Genomic DNA, 16454 nt, shown 5'->3' on the forward strand with positions numbered 1-16454 from the left:
GACATGCCTCTTGCCATTGTTAAAAATCTCTCATAACGTATTTTCATATCCGAAAGAAAATCCGACCGTTTATTTCCCTTTATGAAAGCCTGAGCGTTTGCGCGAACATCTCGATCAGACCGACCGGCGACTGGTCAAGCTGCTGTCGCAGGACGCGCAGCTTGGCGTCAACCGCCTCGCCGAGAAGATGGCGATCTCGGTGCCGACGGTGCGCATGCGGCTGCGCAACCTGCTCGACCGCAACCTGCTCAAGATCGTCGGGCTGCTCAACCTCACCGAACGCCCCGAGCTGATCTCGGCGATCGTCGGCATCAATGCGCAGGGACGCGGCCGCGCCCGGGAACTGGCGCAGCGCATCTCCGAACTGCCTTTCGTGAACTCGGCAGCCGTCGTCACCGGACGCTTCGACATCATCGTCGACGTGACTGTGGCCGGTGATGTCGCCGATCTCTACCGCGTCACCAGCGAGCTGATCCCCGGCGCCGGTGAGCCGGGCGAAGTCGTGCGCAGCGAGACCTTCGTCGTCATGGCCTCCTGCAACAAATGGGTCAGCCTGCCGGAAGGCTGCTGGTCGGACGAGCCGCGGAAGGAAATGGCATGAAGATCGCGGTTCTCGGCGGCCTCGGCCTGCAAGGCCGGGCGGCGATCGCCGATCTCGTTGCCAGTGACGGCGTCGAGCAAGTGGTCTGTGTCGACACCGCAACCGACGGCGCTGCGCGGCTTGGCGGCCTGACCGACCTTGCCCGGGTGCGTTTCGTCGTGCCGGAGGACGCGATCGGCCCAGCATTGGCCGATGTGATGAAGGACGTCGACGCGGTCATCGACCTGTTGCCGCAACCGCTGATGCGCGAGGCGGTGCAGGCGGCGATCGCGACGCGCACGCCGCTGGTCACCACCAATTACGGCAAGGCCATCGCCGATCTCGCGCCGGAGGCCGAAAAGGCCGGCGTCTCGATCGTCACCGAATGCGGGCTCGACCCCGGCATCGACCTTGTGCTCTACGCGCGCGCCGCAAGCCAGTTCGACACCATCACCGCGATCGATTCCTACTGCGGCGGCATTCCCGAGCCGAAAGCGGTGGTCGAGCCGCTGCGCTACAAGGTGAGCTGGAATTTCGACATGGTTCTGGTCAGCCAGAACCGCGACAGTGTGCTGGTCGAGAATGGCGAACGGGTCGATGTGCCGGCCGCCCGCCAGCACGACAATCGCTTCATCCACGAGATCGAGGTGGCGGGGCTGGGCAGGCTGGAAGCCTTCCCCAATGGCGACGCGCCGCATTATGCCGGCATGCTTGCCGCCGCAAAGGGGCTGCAGCGCTCCGGCCGATATTCGCTGCGCTGGCTTGGCTGGTCGGCGTTCTGGGCGCCGCTGAAGCAGCTCGGCTTCCTGTCCGAGGAAAAGGTATCCGGCACCGGTGTCAGCCCACGCGAATTCCTCGGCCGGCTGCTTGGCCCGCAACTGCAATATGGCGCCGACGAGAAGGACCTTTGCGTGATGCGCAATGTCTTTGTCGGCAGCGAAGGCGGCCGCCGCAAGACGGTGACCTCGGAGCTGGTCATCGAACGCGACCTCGCCTCCGGCCTGTTCGGCATGAGCCTTGGCGTCGGCTATCCCGCCAGCATCGTGGCGCAGATGCTGGCACGGCGCGAGATCGCCACGCCCGGCCTGCTCAACCCACTGCTGCATGTGCCCGATGGCCGCTTCCTCGACGAGCTGGCCAGGCGCGGCATCAAGGTCGCCGAAACGGTGAGCTGGGATTGAAGATTTTCGAACGGTGGTTGCCGCCGGCAACGGCGCTGCCGCTCAAAAAGCACCCGATGGGGTGAAACAACAAGTGGAACAACAAACGACAACAAGGAGGAATGCCCAAATGAAGATTGCCAAGCTTTTCATCGCCGGACTTGCGCTCGCCGGCCTCACCGCTGCCGCCAGTGCCGGAACCCTCGACGAGATTACCAAGCGCGGTGAGTTGCGCGTTGCGGTGCAGACGCAAGGCCCGCCCTTTTCGCTGGTGGGTGCCGCCGGCGAACGCACCGGCAGTTCGGTCGAACTCGCCGAATTGATGGCCAAGGAAATGGGCGTCAAGATCACCTTCCTCGACTTCGACTGGGACGGCCTGATCCCGGCGCTGCTGTCGGGCAAGGCCGATCTTCTGGTCGCCGACATGACGCCGACGCTGGCGCGCGGCATGAAGGTCGCCTTTACCAAGCCCTACATGTACACGGGCAGCACCGTCTTCACCAAGGCTGGGACCGCCTTCAAATCCACCGAGGACTGCAAGGCCAAAGGCACCAAGATCGCGGTGCTGCTCGGCGCCACCGGCGAGAAGGAAGCCAAGGCCGCCTTCCCCGATGCCGACATCAAGAGCTACAAGGGCGGCGGCCCGCTGCTGCTCGACGCCGTCAACAACGGCCAGGCCGATTGCGGCGTCAACGACGTCTCGGCGGTCAAGGGCCAGTCGACCGCGTACCCAGCCGGCAGCTTCAACATCATGCCGGATATGCTGTCGAAGGAGCCGCTGGCCTTCGCCACGCGCTATGACGAGCAGGACCTGCTGGTCTGGATGAACCTGTTCCTCGACCAGGTCAGCCTCGACGGCCGCCTGCAAAAGAACCTCGATTACTGGGTGAATTCCGACGCCTGGAAGAAAGACCACTAACGGATAGGGAGTAGGGAGTAGGAAGTAGAAATAGGGAGCATGGAGTGGCTGATGGCCATTCCGGACACCTTCACTACTCACTACTGCCTACTCACTACTGCCTACTCACCATGCTCGAAAACTTCAGCTTCCGCACCATCGTCGAATATCTGCCCCTGTTCGGGCAGGGCCTCGTCACGACCGTGTGGCTGTCTGCGCTCTCCTTTGCCGGCGCGCTCGCCGTCGGCATCGTGCTAGCCGCGATGAATTTGCAGCGCGGCCGGCTGTTCCGCGTCCCGGCCAAGGCCTATATCGACGCGGTGCGCACCACGCCCTTACTGGCGCAGCTCTATTTCCTCTATTTCGGCCTGCCGCGGCTCGGCTTTATCCTGCCCGAGTTCGTCGTCGGCATCCTCGCTTTATCGCTGAACAGCGGCGCCTATGTCGCCGAGATCATCCGTGCCGGCATCCTGTCGATCCCGCGCGGCCAGGTCGAGGCCGGCGTCGCTTCGGGCATGACCTATGTCCAGCGTATGCGTCTCGTCATCCTGCCGCAGGCGTTCAAGGTGACGATCCCGCCGCTGCTCGGCCAGGCAATCGTGCTGGTCAAGGATTCCGCCCTGCTGTCGCTGATCTCGGTTGCCGAACTGACGCGTGCCGGACAATTGCTCGCCTCCGACCGCTTCATGCCGGCGGAAGGTTTCATCACCATCGCCGCCTTCTACCTCCTGCTCTATTACGGGCTGAAGGGGCTGGCGGCGCTCTCCGGGCGCTGGCTCGGCCTCGCGGGGGCACGGACATGATCTGGCAGCAGCTGCAAAGCATCGCCGGCAGCTATCCCCTCGCCTTGCGCGGCCTCGGCATGACCGTGGTGCTGTCGCTGATCAGCCTGGTGCTGGGCACGCTGCTCGGCTTCGGCCTCGGCATCCTGCGCACCGGCGGCAACCGGCTGATCAGCGGCGCGATCGGTGCCTGGGTCGACCTGATCCGTGGCACGCCGTTCCTGGTGCAGATCTTCCTGATCTTCTTCATCCTGCCGGAACTCGGCATCGAGCTCGACGCCTTCACCGCCGGCATCATTGCGCTGACCAACCTGGCCGCCTGCTTCATCTGCGAGATCGTCGTCGCCGGCATCCGCTCGGTGCCGACCGGCCAGGTCGAGGCAGCACTTGCGTCCGGCCTGTCGCGCTGGCAGCGCATGCGCCAGGTGGTGCTGCCGCAGGCGATGCGCATCGTGCTGCCGCCGCTGGTCGGGCAATATGTGCTGCTGATCAAGGATTCCTCCGTCGTTTCGGCCATCGGGCTCACCGACCTCACCCGCGTCGGCTGGCTGGTGGTGCAGCGTGTACCCAACGGCCTGCTGGTCTTCTTCCTCGTCGGGCTCGGTTACTTCATCGTCTGCTACCCCCTGATCATGCTGGCCCGCCGGCTGGAGCAACACATGGGCGCGGCGCATGGCGAGGTGCAGTTGTGATGTCGAACCTTAGCAAAAATGGCACTGGCATGATCGAATTTCGCGGCGTCAACAAATGGTTCGGCCAGCTCAACGTGCTCAGGGATATCACGTTGAGCGTCGAGCCGCGCGAAGTGGTCGTCGTCTGCGGCCCGAGCGGCTCGGGCAAGAGCACCCTGATCCGCTGCATCAACGGCCTGGAGACGATCCGCGACGGCGACCTGACGGTCGACGGCCAGCGCCTCGGCGACCCCGCCACCAACATGACGCGGCTGCGCACCGAGATCGGCTTCGTCTTCCAGTCGTTCAACCTCTATCCGCACAAGACGGCGCTCGAGAACGTCACGCTGGCGCCGATCCATGTCCGCAAGATCCCGCGCGCCGAGGCCGAAATGGCCGGGCGCGAATTGCTCGCCAAGGTCGGTCTTGCCGACAAGATCGACGCCTATCCGGCGCAGCTCTCAGGCGGCCAGCAGCAGCGCGTGGCGATCGCCCGCTGCCTCGGCATGCGCCCCAAGATCATGCTGTTCGACGAGCCGACCTCGGCGCTCGATCCCGAGATGATCTCGGAAGTGCTCGACGTCATGGTCGCGGTGGCCGAGGAAGGCATGACGATGATGGTGGTGACGCACGAGATGGGCTTTGCCCGCAAGGTCGCCCAGCGCGTCGTGTTCATGGACGCCGGCGCCATTGTCGAAAGCGGCACGCCGGATGAGTTCTTCTCCAACCCGAAGACCGACCGCAGCCGCGCTTTTCTGAGCAAGATCCTGCGGCATTAGGGTCAACTCAGTCAGTTCGCTGCCGCCCATGGCCGGGACGGGTGGGAAGTGGACGGTGCTGCGCGTTCCACGAACAAGGTTGGCGTCTCCGGGTTGCATCGGTTTAGGAAGTTAGGCATTCATCGTGAGAGAAACGTCCAGGATGGCCATGCAAGAAAGAGCCGAATCAAAGAAGTCAGTCCGCAGGCGGGCCGACGAAATCAAACAGTTTCGCTGCAAGAACCTGATTGCCGTGCTTGAGAATCCGACTGATGTGAAGAATATTGGAACGGTGATCCGGAATGTGAACGCCTTGGGTGTCGAGAAGGTTTATGTCGTCGATCCTCGCCGATCTCTGCCCGACGATTGGCAGGATTTGCGCGATCGGAAATCGGTTTCGAAGACCTCTGTCTCTGCCGTGAAATGGACGTTCGTAAGACGCTTCGACAGCACCGATGAGTGCTTCGGCCATCTCGAAAGAAAAGGATTCAAATCGATCGTCACGTCGCCGCACGTGAAAGGCAAGGCCAGCATTTTCCTTCACGAAGGCGACTACACCACTCACAGCAAACTCGCGGTCTGGTTCGGCAGCGAAGCGATGGGTATCAGCGATCTTGCCGTCGAAAGAAGCGACATGTGCGTCTGCGTTCCGATGTTCGGAATGATCGAAAGCCTTAACCTCGGGACAAGCTCGGGGATCGTCTTGTACGAAGTCGCGAAGCAAAGACGTGAATATCAAAGCAAGTTCAGGAAGCGTGATCAAAGGGGGGAGCGATCAACCCCGTTGCCGACCGTAATCACTCCAAAGACCTAGCTAGGCTCCAACTCATCAGCTGGCTGCCGCCAGTGGCCGAGATGGATGGGAAGCGGACGGTGCGATTTCTAAGACATCTAGTGTGCTATTACGCTTCGCCATGGACATCGACGATATTCGAAATCGAGCGCAAGGCGTCGCCAAAGGTGGGGTCACGGCAGAAGAGCTGGAGTTCGCGCGCGCCATCCTGCTGAAGCGTCGAGGCGACGTGGGGTCAGCTCTGTACATTGTGGGCTTATGTGGAAGCGTGTCCGATGCTGCGCTAATCGAGAGCTATCTCCACGGGCCGGAACGAGACGTGCAAGGCGAAACTGCATTGACAGCGCTGTGCCGTTATCTCCGCCTTATTGATCGCTTTCGATCGCTTATACGCGAACTGATCATGTCGCCGACCGATATCGGATGGAGCAACAGTCGGATGGCTGCTATCCATCTCGCGCCCATCTATTTGAACGGCTTCAGAGACGATGAACTGGGCTGCCAATTGGTTGCGATATTCTGTGATCCAGACGATCCGGAGCAGTTGTCGGCTCGCGCTGCGCTGATCGAAATTTTAGCTTTAAGGAGCGAACTTAGAGATCCTTTTGGGCTGCATGTGGAAAACGGCGACATGGATGCTGGCTACATCATAAAACTGGCCCGTCAGCGCTTCGGCTGCGGACGCAACGTGCAGTAGCCGCATAGGGCGGAAAGCCTGTTAGTTCTCGATGACAAAGGTGTCGTCTGTGTCTTGGTAGACGAACAACTCATGCGCAGCGACACCTCTGTATGAACGGTAAGCCCAGTTCCGTCGGAGAAAAGAACGGAGATCCCAAACCCGGTTCTCTCCTTTCAATGGAGCGGACCGACTTGCCAATCATTCGGTCTTCGAAGGGTTGCACAGCACTCTTCTCGATCTTTGACATCAACGGGTTTCGGCATGGGCCCTGAGCTCTGCCCTCTTCTCATCCGACACCACGGCGAGGTCGAGCACCTTCTGCAATTCAGCAGCATGGCGGAACGACGGCTCGGCCTGAACGCCGTTGCGCACCGCATCGACGAAGCGCTGGTAGTTGGTCGCCACCGTTCCGGCGTCCAGAACCTGCCATTTGGCGTTCTCGATGTCCTCGCCGATGCAGGCTTTCAGCTCCGAGCTGGTCAGATTGTGCACGACTTCGATGCCACCCTTGTCGCCGTAGATGCGCAGGCGGAGTTCGTTGAGATGGCCCGTCGCCCAGCGGCTGGCATGAACGACACCGAAAGCGCCATTGCTGAAATCCAGCGCCATGGTGAAACTGTCGTTGGCGTCGAGCTCGTACTCGCCGATCCGGTTTTCGGGCGCCTTGTCGAAGGATCGCAGGCGGCAGAACACATGGTCGATGTCGAGTGCGGCGCCATAGCTGGCGAAATCGAGGATGTGGATGCCGACGTCGCCCAGCACGCCATTGGAGCCGTGGCCGCGCGACAGGCGCCACAGCCATTTCGAATCGGTGCGCCAGTCGCCCCAGAATTTGGACACCAGCCAGCTCTGCAGATAGGAGGCCTCGACATGCCTGACCGTGCCGATGTCGCCGGCCAGCACCATGGCGCGCGCTCTCTGCAGCGGCGCGACATTGCGATAGGTCAGGTTGACCATGTTGATGATGCCGGCTCGCTCGGCGGCATCGGCCATCTCACTGGCCTTCTCGAAGTTTTCGGCCAGCGGCTTTTCGCAAAGCACCGGCTTGCCCGCCGCGATCAGCATCATGGTGGTCGGATGGTGGATGCGATCGGGCGTCACGTTCGCCACCGCATCGAACTTGCCCCATGCCAGCGCCTCGTCCAGCGACGCGAAGCGGTTGGGGATGCCATAGATGTCCGAAAACTTGTCGACACGCGTACGGTCGAGATCGACGGCGCCAATCAGTTCGACGCCCTCGATCTTGCCGAACTGCCTGGCATGCTCCTCCGCCATCCAGCCGGTACCGAGTATCAACAGACGCATGATTCTTATCCTTAGGACAGGGCTTTATCTTCTTGTTCGATCATGGATTTGTCATCTAGCGGAAGCCGGCTTCGCCGGCGGAATGAAGCTTTCCGCCACGCTCGACGATCGGCTCGAGCGCCTTTTCCACCGGCACGTTCGGCGCATCGAGGATGGCCGGATTGGAGCCTTGGGGGTTGTGCGCCCATCTCACCGCATTGCGCAGCACCTGGTGGACGTTGGCGTCGTGATAGGTCGGATAGGTCTCGTGGCCGGGCCTGAAATAGAAAATGTTGCCGGCGCCGCGGCGATAGGTCAGCCCCGACCGGAACACTTCGCCGCCCTGGAACCAGGAGATGAACACGGTCTCGAGCGGCTCCGGCACGGCGAACTGCTCGCCATACATCTCCTCGTTCTCGAGCTCGAAATACTCGCCGATCCCGGCAGCGATCGGGTGGCTTGCGCTGGTCACCCAGAGCCGTTCGCGCTCGCCCGCCTCGCGCCATTTCAGCGTGCACGGCGTGCCCATCAGCTTCTTGAAGATCTTCGAGAAATGGCCGGAATGGAGAACGATCAGCCCCATGCCTTCCCAGACGCGGCGCGCCACGCGCTCGACCACTTCGTCGGCGACGGCGCCATGGTCCTTGTGTCCCCACCACAGCAAGACGTCGGTCTCGGCCAGACGGTCGGCCGGCAGCCCATGCTCCTTCTGCTCCAGCGTCGCCCACGATACCGAAATCTCCGGGTCGAGCTTCAGTGCATTGGCGATCGTCGCATGCATGCCCTCGGGATAGATGCCGGCGACCACCTCGTTGGTCCGCTCATGAATATTCTCGCCCCAGACGACAGCGCGTATTGTCATGATGTCCTCGTGATTGTTTGAAGCTCGAGCCGCCCCTGCGGGTCAGTCATAATATCCTCGGCCGGGAATGAAAACCTCGAGATTGGCCAAACCTCCCCAGCTTCGTCATCCTAGGGCGGAGCAGGCGCGAAGCGACGTCGCGAAGACCCTGGGATCCATGCCGTGACCTCTCCGCGGTGCAACGGGCGGGACTTTTTGATGCGGGAAGGACAGGAGGTGAAAGGGATCGCTACAGAACGGCTTTCAATCTGCGTCGTTGCATTCTTCGGCTGACGTAACGGCATGGATCCCAGGGTCTGCGCTCCGCTTCGCGTTCGCTCCGCCCTGGGATGACGAAGCCATGAAGGACTGCCGCGAACGACCTAAGCCCCTCGCCCCTCTTGGGCGACGCGTGTCAGCGGCTTCGACAGGCGCGGCACGACGACAAGGCGCTTGATCTTGCCTTTCTTGTAGGCGGCGAGGAAGCGGGCATAGTCCTTGAAGACGACGCAGCCATTGGATTCGGCGCGCCCGCCGCGCAGCATGTAGGTGTGGGCGAGCAGGCCGTCGCGGCCATATTTGTTGCTGCCGCTGGCAGGGGTGAGACGCAGGGCCTCGACGCCATGGAAGCGCGATTCCCGCAGCGTCAGATTGTAGGTGTCGGGCGGCGTCGGACCGACATTCTTCTTGTGAACGTAGCGCGGCTGGTCGACCATCGCGCCCAGTCCCGAATGTGCCTCCAGCCGCGAGCCGTCGGGCATATAGACGGTCTTGGCCGAGATGTCGTAGACGGCGACGCCGCTGCCCATGTTGGGCGTGGTGAACAGGTTCCTGAAGGCTCCGCCGAGTCCGCCGGAAGGCATGTCGGGCTTGGCATAGGCCAGCATGTCGCCGCCCTGCGTCTTCGACCGTTTGCCCGGCTTGCCCGACACGGCCGGCACTGCCGCTTGTGACGAATTGCGAGGCGACAGGCTGCCGGGTAGCGTCTCGACCGGCGGAGCGTCGGCCGTCTGGACCTTGCTCGCCCTGGATGCCTGGGCCTTGGATTTCTGTGGCGGCTCCGTTTTTGCTGCCTGGGCCTTTGATGCTTGATCCTTTGACGTCCGGTCTTTCGAGGCTTGAGCCTGGGGCGCCGGCTCATCGATGTTCGCCTGCGGACGCAGGGTCGGCAGCGGAACGCTGTCGGGCATGTCGTCCTGCGGCGGCAGCGAGACCAGCTGGATCTCGGGTTCTTGCGGCTCCTGCGAAGCCGCGGGCTCGCTTGCCGCGACGGCTGCCGGGAGCACGTCGATCATCTGCTCCGGCAATGTATTCGCCAGCGCCAGCGCTAGGCGCGACGAACGTTCGATCTCCGCCACCGCCGGCCCGAAGCGCACGGATGCCGGGCCGTTCGGGTCGGGTATGCGTACCGGCTCGGCGAACCGGGCGTCGGCCGGCAGGCTTGCGAGCATGACGGGTGAGCCGGCGCGGGCAGAGGCGGCGGCAAGCTTCTGCGGCGACAGCCCCGCTTTGGCCACCACGTCGTCGAAGCTTGGATGCCGCGATGCGGCGGCGACAGGCGGCACGGCGGTTCGCTTGAGACGCGCCGATTTTCCCTGGTGAACGAAGTTCGACGCCGACCGCAGGCAATTGGCATCGCATCCATGCTGCAGCAGCCGGGCCGACAGCGCTGCGTTTGTCGCGGCCCATGTCGGGGCCTGCGCCTTTGCAAGGCTGCGGCGAGGATCGGCGAGCGCGATGGTGCGCGGCGCGAGCAGGCTTTGCGGGAGACCGTTGGAAGCGGCGGTGAGCGAGGTTCCCATCGAATAAAGGCCGGCCAAGGTCGCCACCGACCATAAAGCAATGGCTGCGCCGACGGCCGGAACCGCGACCCAGCGCAGGCCGGGCCTCATCGAAGTCAATCCAGTTGCAGGACTGTCACCCCGGGTTTTCGCACTTACAAACGCCATTCAACCACTCTCAATCGGCCGATGCCGGCTAGCGGATTTCGCAGCCGTGACATTCACAGTTCGCCTGGTGCCCCCAGCACGCTTCGCGTCTGTTGCCGATTGATTCAAAAGATGGACAAAGTTGGTTAACCAATCCCTCTACCGACCGCCGATTGGGCGACGGTCACACCAAAAAACGCCCTCCAAAACCTGCATAGTTGGCAAAACTGCCCTCCAATGATGACTTTGCTGCCCGTTTTTGTCGGCCGAGTCAAGAAAGCGAAATGACTAGACCTTGCTGGGGCAGGTCGGCGACGGCTGCGAAAGTAAAGCCTGGTCGACAAGAATCGTGCAGCCGGCAGCCGCCGCCATCAAGCCGCGGCGATCGATCAGACCGGCGATTATCGACCCGGCACTTGCCGACCTGCCACTCGGGCGAATGAGCGATTAACGTCTGAGAATTCGGGATAGCGGCAAGATGTTTGCCGCGCAGCAGCTGAATGTCGCCAAGTGCCGGAGCGGGATATCCAACACCTAGACCACAGCCACCACTATGTGAGCCTGAATTTTGGCAGCAACCTTGCCGCTGCCATGCCTGTCTGCAATGGCGGCTGCGGCATAGTCGGTTGCAGCGTCCAGCTTCCCCGCCTCTCTGGCCTCGATTTCGTTGCGAAGGAGAGTGCCCTGGCAATAAGCAACGGCCGGAAGGCGCGGCGAGGAGGCACGGCTTTGTTCGGCCCTCGTCTCGATCACCACACCGGAAAAACCTGCGTCCTCCAGCTCGCTACGGATCAGTGCCGTATCGTGGTAGCCATGCGGCGTGCGTGCCAGAAAGCGCGGCGGATCGTTCGGAAAAATCCTCGCCAGAGCATTCGTCACATCGTCCGCAAATACATTCTCTTCGATGCGATCCCATACGCTGAATAGAAAATGTCCTCCGGGCTTCAGGACTCGCCGGGCTTCACGGTAGGCAGATGAGCGGTTGGGAAAGAACATCGCACCGAACTGACAACAAACGAGATCGAAGGCCGCATTTTCGAACGGTAGCGCCAGAGCATCAGCCTGACGCCATCTGATGCGATCGTCGGGACTTTGCCGCGAAGCGGCGTAGTCGAGCATCGGCTGGTTGAGGTCGGTTACGACATAGCTTGCATCGGCGGACAGTTTTGGCGCCAATGCGCGGGTGACAACCCCGGTACCTGCGGCGGTTTCCAGAACGGCGCTTGGCGACAGGGACGCTGCTCGCCGTGCAAGATCTGCGGCGAACGGCTCGAAAATCAACGGCACCATATAGCGGTCGTAGTTTTCCGGAATTGAGCCAGCGAACACCTTGTCCGTTTCCAACATTGCTATCCCCCGTCGCCCGTTTGATGGCTCGCCAGCATAGCATGGAATTGTTTGCTATTCGGTCGCATTCGACCGAGGGGCGGTCTCGCTCCCGGAAGCTCCGAAACGTCGTGCTGCAATTACCTGCATATGTGCTAATATATTGCGGCCATGCGCATCGGTGCGTGGCCAATATAATGGGAGGATACTATGAAAACCATAAATCGCAGGTCTGCAATCGCGCTTGGGGTAACGGCGGCCGCGGTAACGCCTTTGTTCACGCTGGCGGCAGCTGCAAAGGTCAAGAAATATGGCCCGAAGGAAGGCAAGGAAATAGCCCCCGGCGTCAGGGTGGTTGAGGTCGGCACCGGAAATTCCGATATCCCCGCCTACAAGAGCATCTCAATTGTCGATATAGTCTTTCAGCCCGGAGCAGCCGCCCCTCAAATGGTGATGGACAACGACATGGTCTGCACCATTGCTGCCGGTGAATTCACGATCAAGAAGGCGGACAAGGAATTCAAGCTCAAGGAAGGTGACGTGTACACCTGCTCCAAGGGCAAGACCGACGAGGCAGCCAACACCAGCAAGGTGGTCGGCATCCACCGCATCGCCGTCTTGATACCTGCCTAGGGCATGCCGCCGAAAATCGGGCCCGCGTCCTCCATCAGGGACGCGGGCCTTTTGATGACGTGCGTGGTCTTGAGCGGTTCATCGTTTCACCGCTTCGACCCGGTCGACTTCGTCCAAGTGTGGTGAGGCTCATGCTGTTCATGGTTTTCCTCCGATTTTTACTTATGAGCGGTTCTCCCTCCGCCCGCTTTGAAAGGGTGCGATTATATTAGAGATCGCGCAGGTTTCCGGCTGACTGCTGCATTGGCGGAGTGGCAATCGGCAGCGCGCTGAGCGTTTTGGAGTTCACGAAATGGCCCGGTGCTCTTCCCGAGCTGCCTCCCAGACCTCGCGCGCCGCGTCTGCATTCAGTGCCGCGATTCCCAGGCCGACGATCAGATCCGGCCACGCCGAGCGCCACAGGAAGGCCGTCACCAATCCGGCCAGTATGATCGCAACATTGGCGACCGCATCGTTGCGGGCCGAGAGGAATGCCGCCCTGGTAAGACTGCCGCTGTGATGGCGGTAGCGCGCCAACATGTAGGCGCATGACAGATTGACCGCGAGAGCGCCCAACCCCGCCAGCGTCAGAGCCGTTGGCTGCGGCGGCACCGGCATGTTGAACTTTTCCCACGCGGTCCACAGCGTCGCCAGGCCCGGCACCAGCAGGATAAGCGCCAGCGCCATGCCGACCCGCGAGCGGGCACGCAGCGACCATCCCATGGCGAGCAGTATGAGGAGATTGACCGAGGCATCTTCCAGAAAATCGACGCTGTCGGCGAACAGCGACACCGAGCCGATCGCCAGCGCGACGGCGAATTCAATGCCGAAATAACCCAGGTTCAGCAGTGCGACGACAAGCACCACCCGGCGAAGGCCGTCCGACGTGATGGCTTGCTGCATGGTCTGCCCCGATGTGATGGCGTTAATGTTGTTGCTGGGCGTCCCGTTCCTCGACCGTCTCGATCTCGCAGGCTTTGAGGCCAGCCTAGGCCGAACATGGCACGTCTGTCACCAAAACACCTGCGAGCCAAAACAGGATGGTCACCCTGTTTTGGGCGTGCCCTCATGCGCGCCGCTCGTCAGGCAAAGCCGGGAACCGGCTTGGTCTTGCCGCTCAGTTGCGCGCCCAATGTCAGCGCCTGCGGGAAATTCCGGACGATCGCCGCCATCGCGGTGGCGCTGCCGGGGCGAAGGGCAATTCCGGCAATAGCAGCGGCAGCGTAGACCCGGGTCGAAAACAGTCTTTTCCAGGCCGCCTCGTAGCGTCTGGCGGCGGCCTCGCGCCCCGCTTGGCCACTTGGCGCGGATGCGAGTTCGCTAGCCAGCAGCCAGCCGGACTGAAGCGCCATCGAGATGCCCTCGGCGATAACGGGATGAGACTCTCCGGCTGCATTGCCGACCCGGAAGATGTCCTGTTCGTAGCAGGAGCGAATTCCCGGCCGGATCGGACCTGCGGCAAGCCACGGACCGTCGAGGTGCGCCGGCTCCAGGGCGTCCCGCACGCCCCGGCATGAATTCAGGAGATGCCGGGAGACCGCATCGGCGGCCGACACGTGGCTCCGTTGTTTGGGGCCATATTGTTTACGCAGCCGCGCGAGCATGTCGCGCCGGATGCAGCACGAGATCGACAACCGGCCATGATCCGCCGAAACCATGCCGCCATAGCCGCCGGGAAAGGCCAGCAGAGGCATCAAATCCGGCGCCAGCGACGACCCGGTGAAATGCGCCTTGAAGCCGAGCAGGTCCGACGGCCGATTGGCCTTTGCGAGTTGGCTGGGCAATGGTCCCGGTTCCCACGAGCCGTGTGCGGCGACAATCACCGGCGCTCGCAATATCGCCGCTTCATCCCCGGCCTGAATTCGCACCCTTCGCATCTCACCGTCCGGCTCGATGGCGACGGCGCGGCAGGGTTGAAAGATTTCGACACCCGCCGATCGCGCCGCTTGCAAAAGCAAAGAGTCGAGAATGTCCCGGCCGAGCGCCCGGCCGAAGCTGTCTTTCCCACGAGGCCCAGCTCCTGCACGTGGCATTGCCGCCTCGACACAGGTCTCCCCGGAAAACAGGCCGACGCGGCGGATTTCGGGGCCCGCCTTGGCACGCCAGGCATCGCCGATCTCGAGCCGGTCGAGAAGCGCAAGATTGCTTGCCGAGATGTATTCGCCGCAGACTTTGCGGCGCGGAAACGCACTCTTTTCCACAATGGCCACGACCCACCCGCGCCGGGCCAGCGTGAGCGCGACGGAGGTGCCCGCCGGGCCGGCACCAATGACGATCGCGTCATGAGTCGACAATCGCGTCATGGCTCGACACTGGCACTGGCGCCGACGAAGATGTGGGAAAACAGGCCGGCGCGCCGCTCCTCGACCGGTTTGCCGTTGGCCGCAAGCCAGAGGCCCGAAAGCTCGCTGCCGCGAAAGCCGGCACGCACGCTCTGAGCCGCGTCGTTTCGTGTGACGTCGTTGGCGCCGATTGCCGGGAGAAGACGGGTCGCGGCCAGCGCCAGTTTCGCCCGCAGCGGCTCTGTCGCGATGAGCAACGGGGCTTTCGGCCGGATCAGCGAAAACAGACGCACGAGCTGCGCATCGTCGAGATGATGCAGAAACAGATTGACGGTGATGGCGTCGAACCGCACGCCCTCAATCTTTCCTGCCCAATCGAAGATATCGGCGGTGAGGCCTTCGGCCTTCCATCCCAGCCTGTCGAAATCACCGCGCAATTGCGCGGTGACGAGGTCGACGCGGTCGAGCATCACCAGTTCGACCCCGGGCCAATGCCTGGCCATGCGCCGCGCCACCGCCAGCATGAAGGAGCCATCGCCGGCGCCGATCTCCAGGATGCGGCGTGGCGGTTTTGGCACGAACCTCCTGAGCAACGACGTCATGATCGGCGCCTGAAACATCAGCATATTGATGCGACGAAGGTCACGGCGCGCGACAAGCGCTCGCGGATCGTCGGCAGCAAGTCCGTCGAGGATTTCCGGCGCAAGCTGCCGACGCTCCAGGCCGCTCATGACACCGTTCGAAAGAGCATGGTTTCCGCCGTCAATCCTGGTCCGAACGACATGCCGCAACCGAGCAGGCCGGGTGGCGCCTTCAACATCTCCTTCATCACGAACATGACGGTCGCGGACGACATGTTCCCATACCGGCGCAACACCTCGCGCGATGGGTCCAGCGCGGTGGACACCAGTTTCAGGGCCCTTTCGACGGCGTCGAGAACCGAACGTCCACCCGGGTGCACGGCCCAAAGGTCGATGTCTTCCGCCGATCGACCGCCGAGGATGGCGGCCTGGTTGCTCCGCAACGCTTCATGAATGGCTGCCGGAACCTGGCCGGAAAGAACCATTTCGAAGCCGTGGTCGCGAATGTTCCAGCGCATCAGCTCCCGCCGCTCCCTCGCCACCAGACAGTGAAAGCTATCGAGCTCGATGCCGGCCGGCTCGGCGGTCACGAGCGCGGCCGCGCAGCCGTCACCCCAAAGGCAGAACGACAGCAGTTTTTCGAGTTCAGTGGTTTCGCGCAGATGCATCGTGCAGAGCTCGATATTGACCAGCAGGACCTTGGCCTGTGGGTCGGAGCGAACGATGTGGTGGGCCAGCTTGAGGCCGTTGATTGCCGCGTAGCAACCCATGAACCCGATCATCGTGCGTTCGACACTATCCGGCAGCCCACACCGGGCAACCAGTTCGAGATCGATGCCCGGCGCCGAAAAACCGGTGCAGGTGGTGACGATCAAATGGGTGATGCGGGAGGCGTCGTCGCCAAGCTGCAATCCGTCGATGCCCTTTTGCGCCAGAACAGGTGCTGCATCGTCGAACATTGCCATTCTCATCGCCGTTCCGGGAAACGCACCGCGGATGAACGTCCCCGCTAGGTCGGCGGACGGTCCCTCGGGGTCGGACGCCGGCGCAAAGCAGGAATAGCGGTGCTCGATGCCGGCAAGATCGGCCATGCGTTCGAAGATCCTCCGGCGATCGGCCGCGAGCATCGAGGCCGCAAAACGCAGGTAGAATTGATGAACCTCGTGCTCCGGCACCGCTGTCGCGATCCGGTTGATATAGGCTTTGACGGACATATTCTGTCTCCTCGGCGTATGCACGGTGTGCCGCCGGAGGGTCTTTGGTTATTGACACCGATGTC

General features: G+C 62.3%; 17 protein-coding genes. 9 read left to right on the forward strand and 8 right to left on the reverse strand.

Features of this window, described 5'->3' with window-relative positions:
• The first annotated feature begins 97 nt into the window (after window positions 1-97).
• The 8 genes from NKH80_RS03265 to NKH80_RS03300 all read left to right on the forward strand — a co-directional run bounded on the left by NKH80_RS03265 (window position 98) and on the right by NKH80_RS03300 (window position 6339).
• Entirely contained in the window at window positions 98-601 is a 504-nt protein-coding gene (locus tag NKH80_RS03265; RefSeq protein WP_352507119.1) for an Lrp/AsnC family transcriptional regulator, read from the forward strand.
• Window positions 598-1761 (forward strand): saccharopine dehydrogenase family protein, encoded by a 1164-nt coding sequence (locus NKH80_RS03270; protein ID WP_352507118.1) that lies wholly within the window; start codon window positions 598-600, stop codon window positions 1759-1761. The genes NKH80_RS03265 and NKH80_RS03270 overlap by 4 nt, the downstream gene beginning before the upstream one ends.
• 109 nt (window positions 1762-1870) lie before the next feature.
• Window positions 1871-2659, forward strand: a complete 789-nt coding sequence (locus NKH80_RS03275; RefSeq protein ID WP_254819451.1) for an ABC transporter substrate-binding protein — start codon at window positions 1871-1873, stop codon at window positions 2657-2659.
• Between the two features lie 110 nt (window positions 2660-2769).
• Window positions 2770-3441 (forward strand): amino acid ABC transporter permease, encoded by a 672-nt coding sequence (locus NKH80_RS03280; protein WP_352989840.1) that lies wholly within the window; start codon window positions 2770-2772, stop codon window positions 3439-3441.
• Complete coding sequence (locus NKH80_RS03285; RefSeq protein WP_352989603.1) at window positions 3438-4112, forward strand: amino acid ABC transporter permease; 675 nt, start codon at window positions 3438-3440, stop codon at window positions 4110-4112. Before NKH80_RS03280 ends, NKH80_RS03285 begins: the two co-directional genes overlap by 4 nt.
• Window positions 4113-4141: 29 nt before the next feature.
• The gene (locus tag NKH80_RS03290; protein ID WP_352989606.1) at window positions 4142-4870 is read left to right on the forward strand and encodes an amino acid ABC transporter ATP-binding protein; all 729 of its coding nucleotides are present in this window, start codon (window positions 4142-4144) and stop codon (window positions 4868-4870) included.
• A gap of 142 nt (window positions 4871-5012) precedes the next feature.
• On the forward strand, window positions 5013-5663 hold the full coding sequence (locus tag NKH80_RS03295) for a TrmH family RNA methyltransferase (protein ID WP_352879965.1): 651 nt from the start codon (window positions 5013-5015) through the stop codon (window positions 5661-5663).
• Window positions 5664-5763: 100 nt separating this feature from the next.
• Window positions 5764-6339 carry a hypothetical protein gene (locus NKH80_RS03300; RefSeq protein WP_352989609.1) on the forward strand — a complete coding sequence of 192 codons (576 nt, stop codon included), beginning with the start codon at window positions 5764-5766 and terminating at the stop codon, window positions 6337-6339.
• A 228-nt stretch (window positions 6340-6567) separates the two neighbouring features.
• On the opposite strand, the gene NKH80_RS03305 is transcribed toward NKH80_RS03300, so the two are convergent.
• The 4 genes from NKH80_RS03305 to NKH80_RS03320 all read right to left on the reverse strand — a co-directional run bounded on the left by NKH80_RS03305 (window position 6568) and on the right by NKH80_RS03320 (window position 11721).
• Window positions 6568-7626, reverse strand: a complete 1059-nt coding sequence (locus NKH80_RS03305; protein WP_352989612.1) for a Gfo/Idh/MocA family protein — start codon at window positions 7624-7626, stop codon at window positions 6568-6570.
• 55 nt (window positions 7627-7681) lie between these two features.
• On the reverse strand, window positions 7682-8467 hold the full coding sequence (locus NKH80_RS03310) for a ThuA domain-containing protein (protein ID WP_352989615.1): 786 nt from the start codon (window positions 8465-8467) through the stop codon (window positions 7682-7684).
• A 362-nt stretch (window positions 8468-8829) separates the two neighbouring features.
• A complete protein-coding gene (locus NKH80_RS03315) occupies window positions 8830-10338 on the reverse strand; it encodes a tlde1 domain-containing protein (RefSeq protein ID WP_352989618.1) in 1509 nt (502 codons plus the stop codon).
• Window positions 10339-10908: 570 nt separating this feature from the next.
• Window positions 10909-11721 (reverse strand): class I SAM-dependent methyltransferase, encoded by an 813-nt coding sequence (locus NKH80_RS03320; RefSeq protein ID WP_352989620.1) that lies wholly within the window; start codon window positions 11719-11721, stop codon window positions 10909-10911.
• Between the two features lie 189 nt (window positions 11722-11910).
• On the opposite strand from NKH80_RS03320, the gene NKH80_RS03325 reads away from it, so the two are divergent.
• Window positions 11911-12333, forward strand: a complete 423-nt coding sequence (locus NKH80_RS03325) for a hypothetical protein (RefSeq protein ID WP_352989623.1) — start codon at window positions 11911-11913, stop codon at window positions 12331-12333.
• A 285-nt stretch (window positions 12334-12618) separates the two neighbouring features.
• Here NKH80_RS03325 and NKH80_RS03330 read toward each other — a convergent pair whose 3' ends face one another.
• The 4 genes from NKH80_RS03330 to NKH80_RS03345 all read right to left on the reverse strand — a co-directional run bounded on the left by NKH80_RS03330 (window position 12619) and on the right by NKH80_RS03345 (window position 16389).
• Entirely contained in the window at window positions 12619-13215 is a 597-nt protein-coding gene (locus tag NKH80_RS03330) for a cation efflux transmembrane domain-containing protein (RefSeq protein WP_352645553.1), read from the reverse strand.
• Window positions 13216-13394: 179 nt separating this feature from the next.
• Window positions 13395-14615, reverse strand: a complete 1221-nt coding sequence (locus tag NKH80_RS03335) for an NAD(P)/FAD-dependent oxidoreductase (protein ID WP_352989626.1) — start codon at window positions 14613-14615, stop codon at window positions 13395-13397.
• A complete protein-coding gene (locus tag NKH80_RS03340; RefSeq protein ID WP_352989629.1) occupies window positions 14612-15325 on the reverse strand; it encodes a methyltransferase domain-containing protein in 714 nt (237 codons plus the stop codon). Before NKH80_RS03340 ends, NKH80_RS03335 begins: the two co-directional genes overlap by 4 nt.
• Window positions 15322-16389 carry a type III polyketide synthase gene (locus NKH80_RS03345; RefSeq protein ID WP_352507106.1) on the reverse strand — a complete coding sequence of 356 codons (1068 nt, stop codon included), beginning with the start codon at window positions 16387-16389 and terminating at the stop codon, window positions 15322-15324. The genes NKH80_RS03340 and NKH80_RS03345 overlap by 4 nt, the downstream gene beginning before the upstream one ends.
• Window positions 16390-16454 lie beyond the last annotated feature (65 nt).

Origin of the sequence: Mesorhizobium sp. M0904, from assembly GCF_040319475.1 — a bacterium.
Lineage (GTDB): Bacteria > Pseudomonadota > Alphaproteobacteria > Rhizobiales > Rhizobiaceae > Mesorhizobium.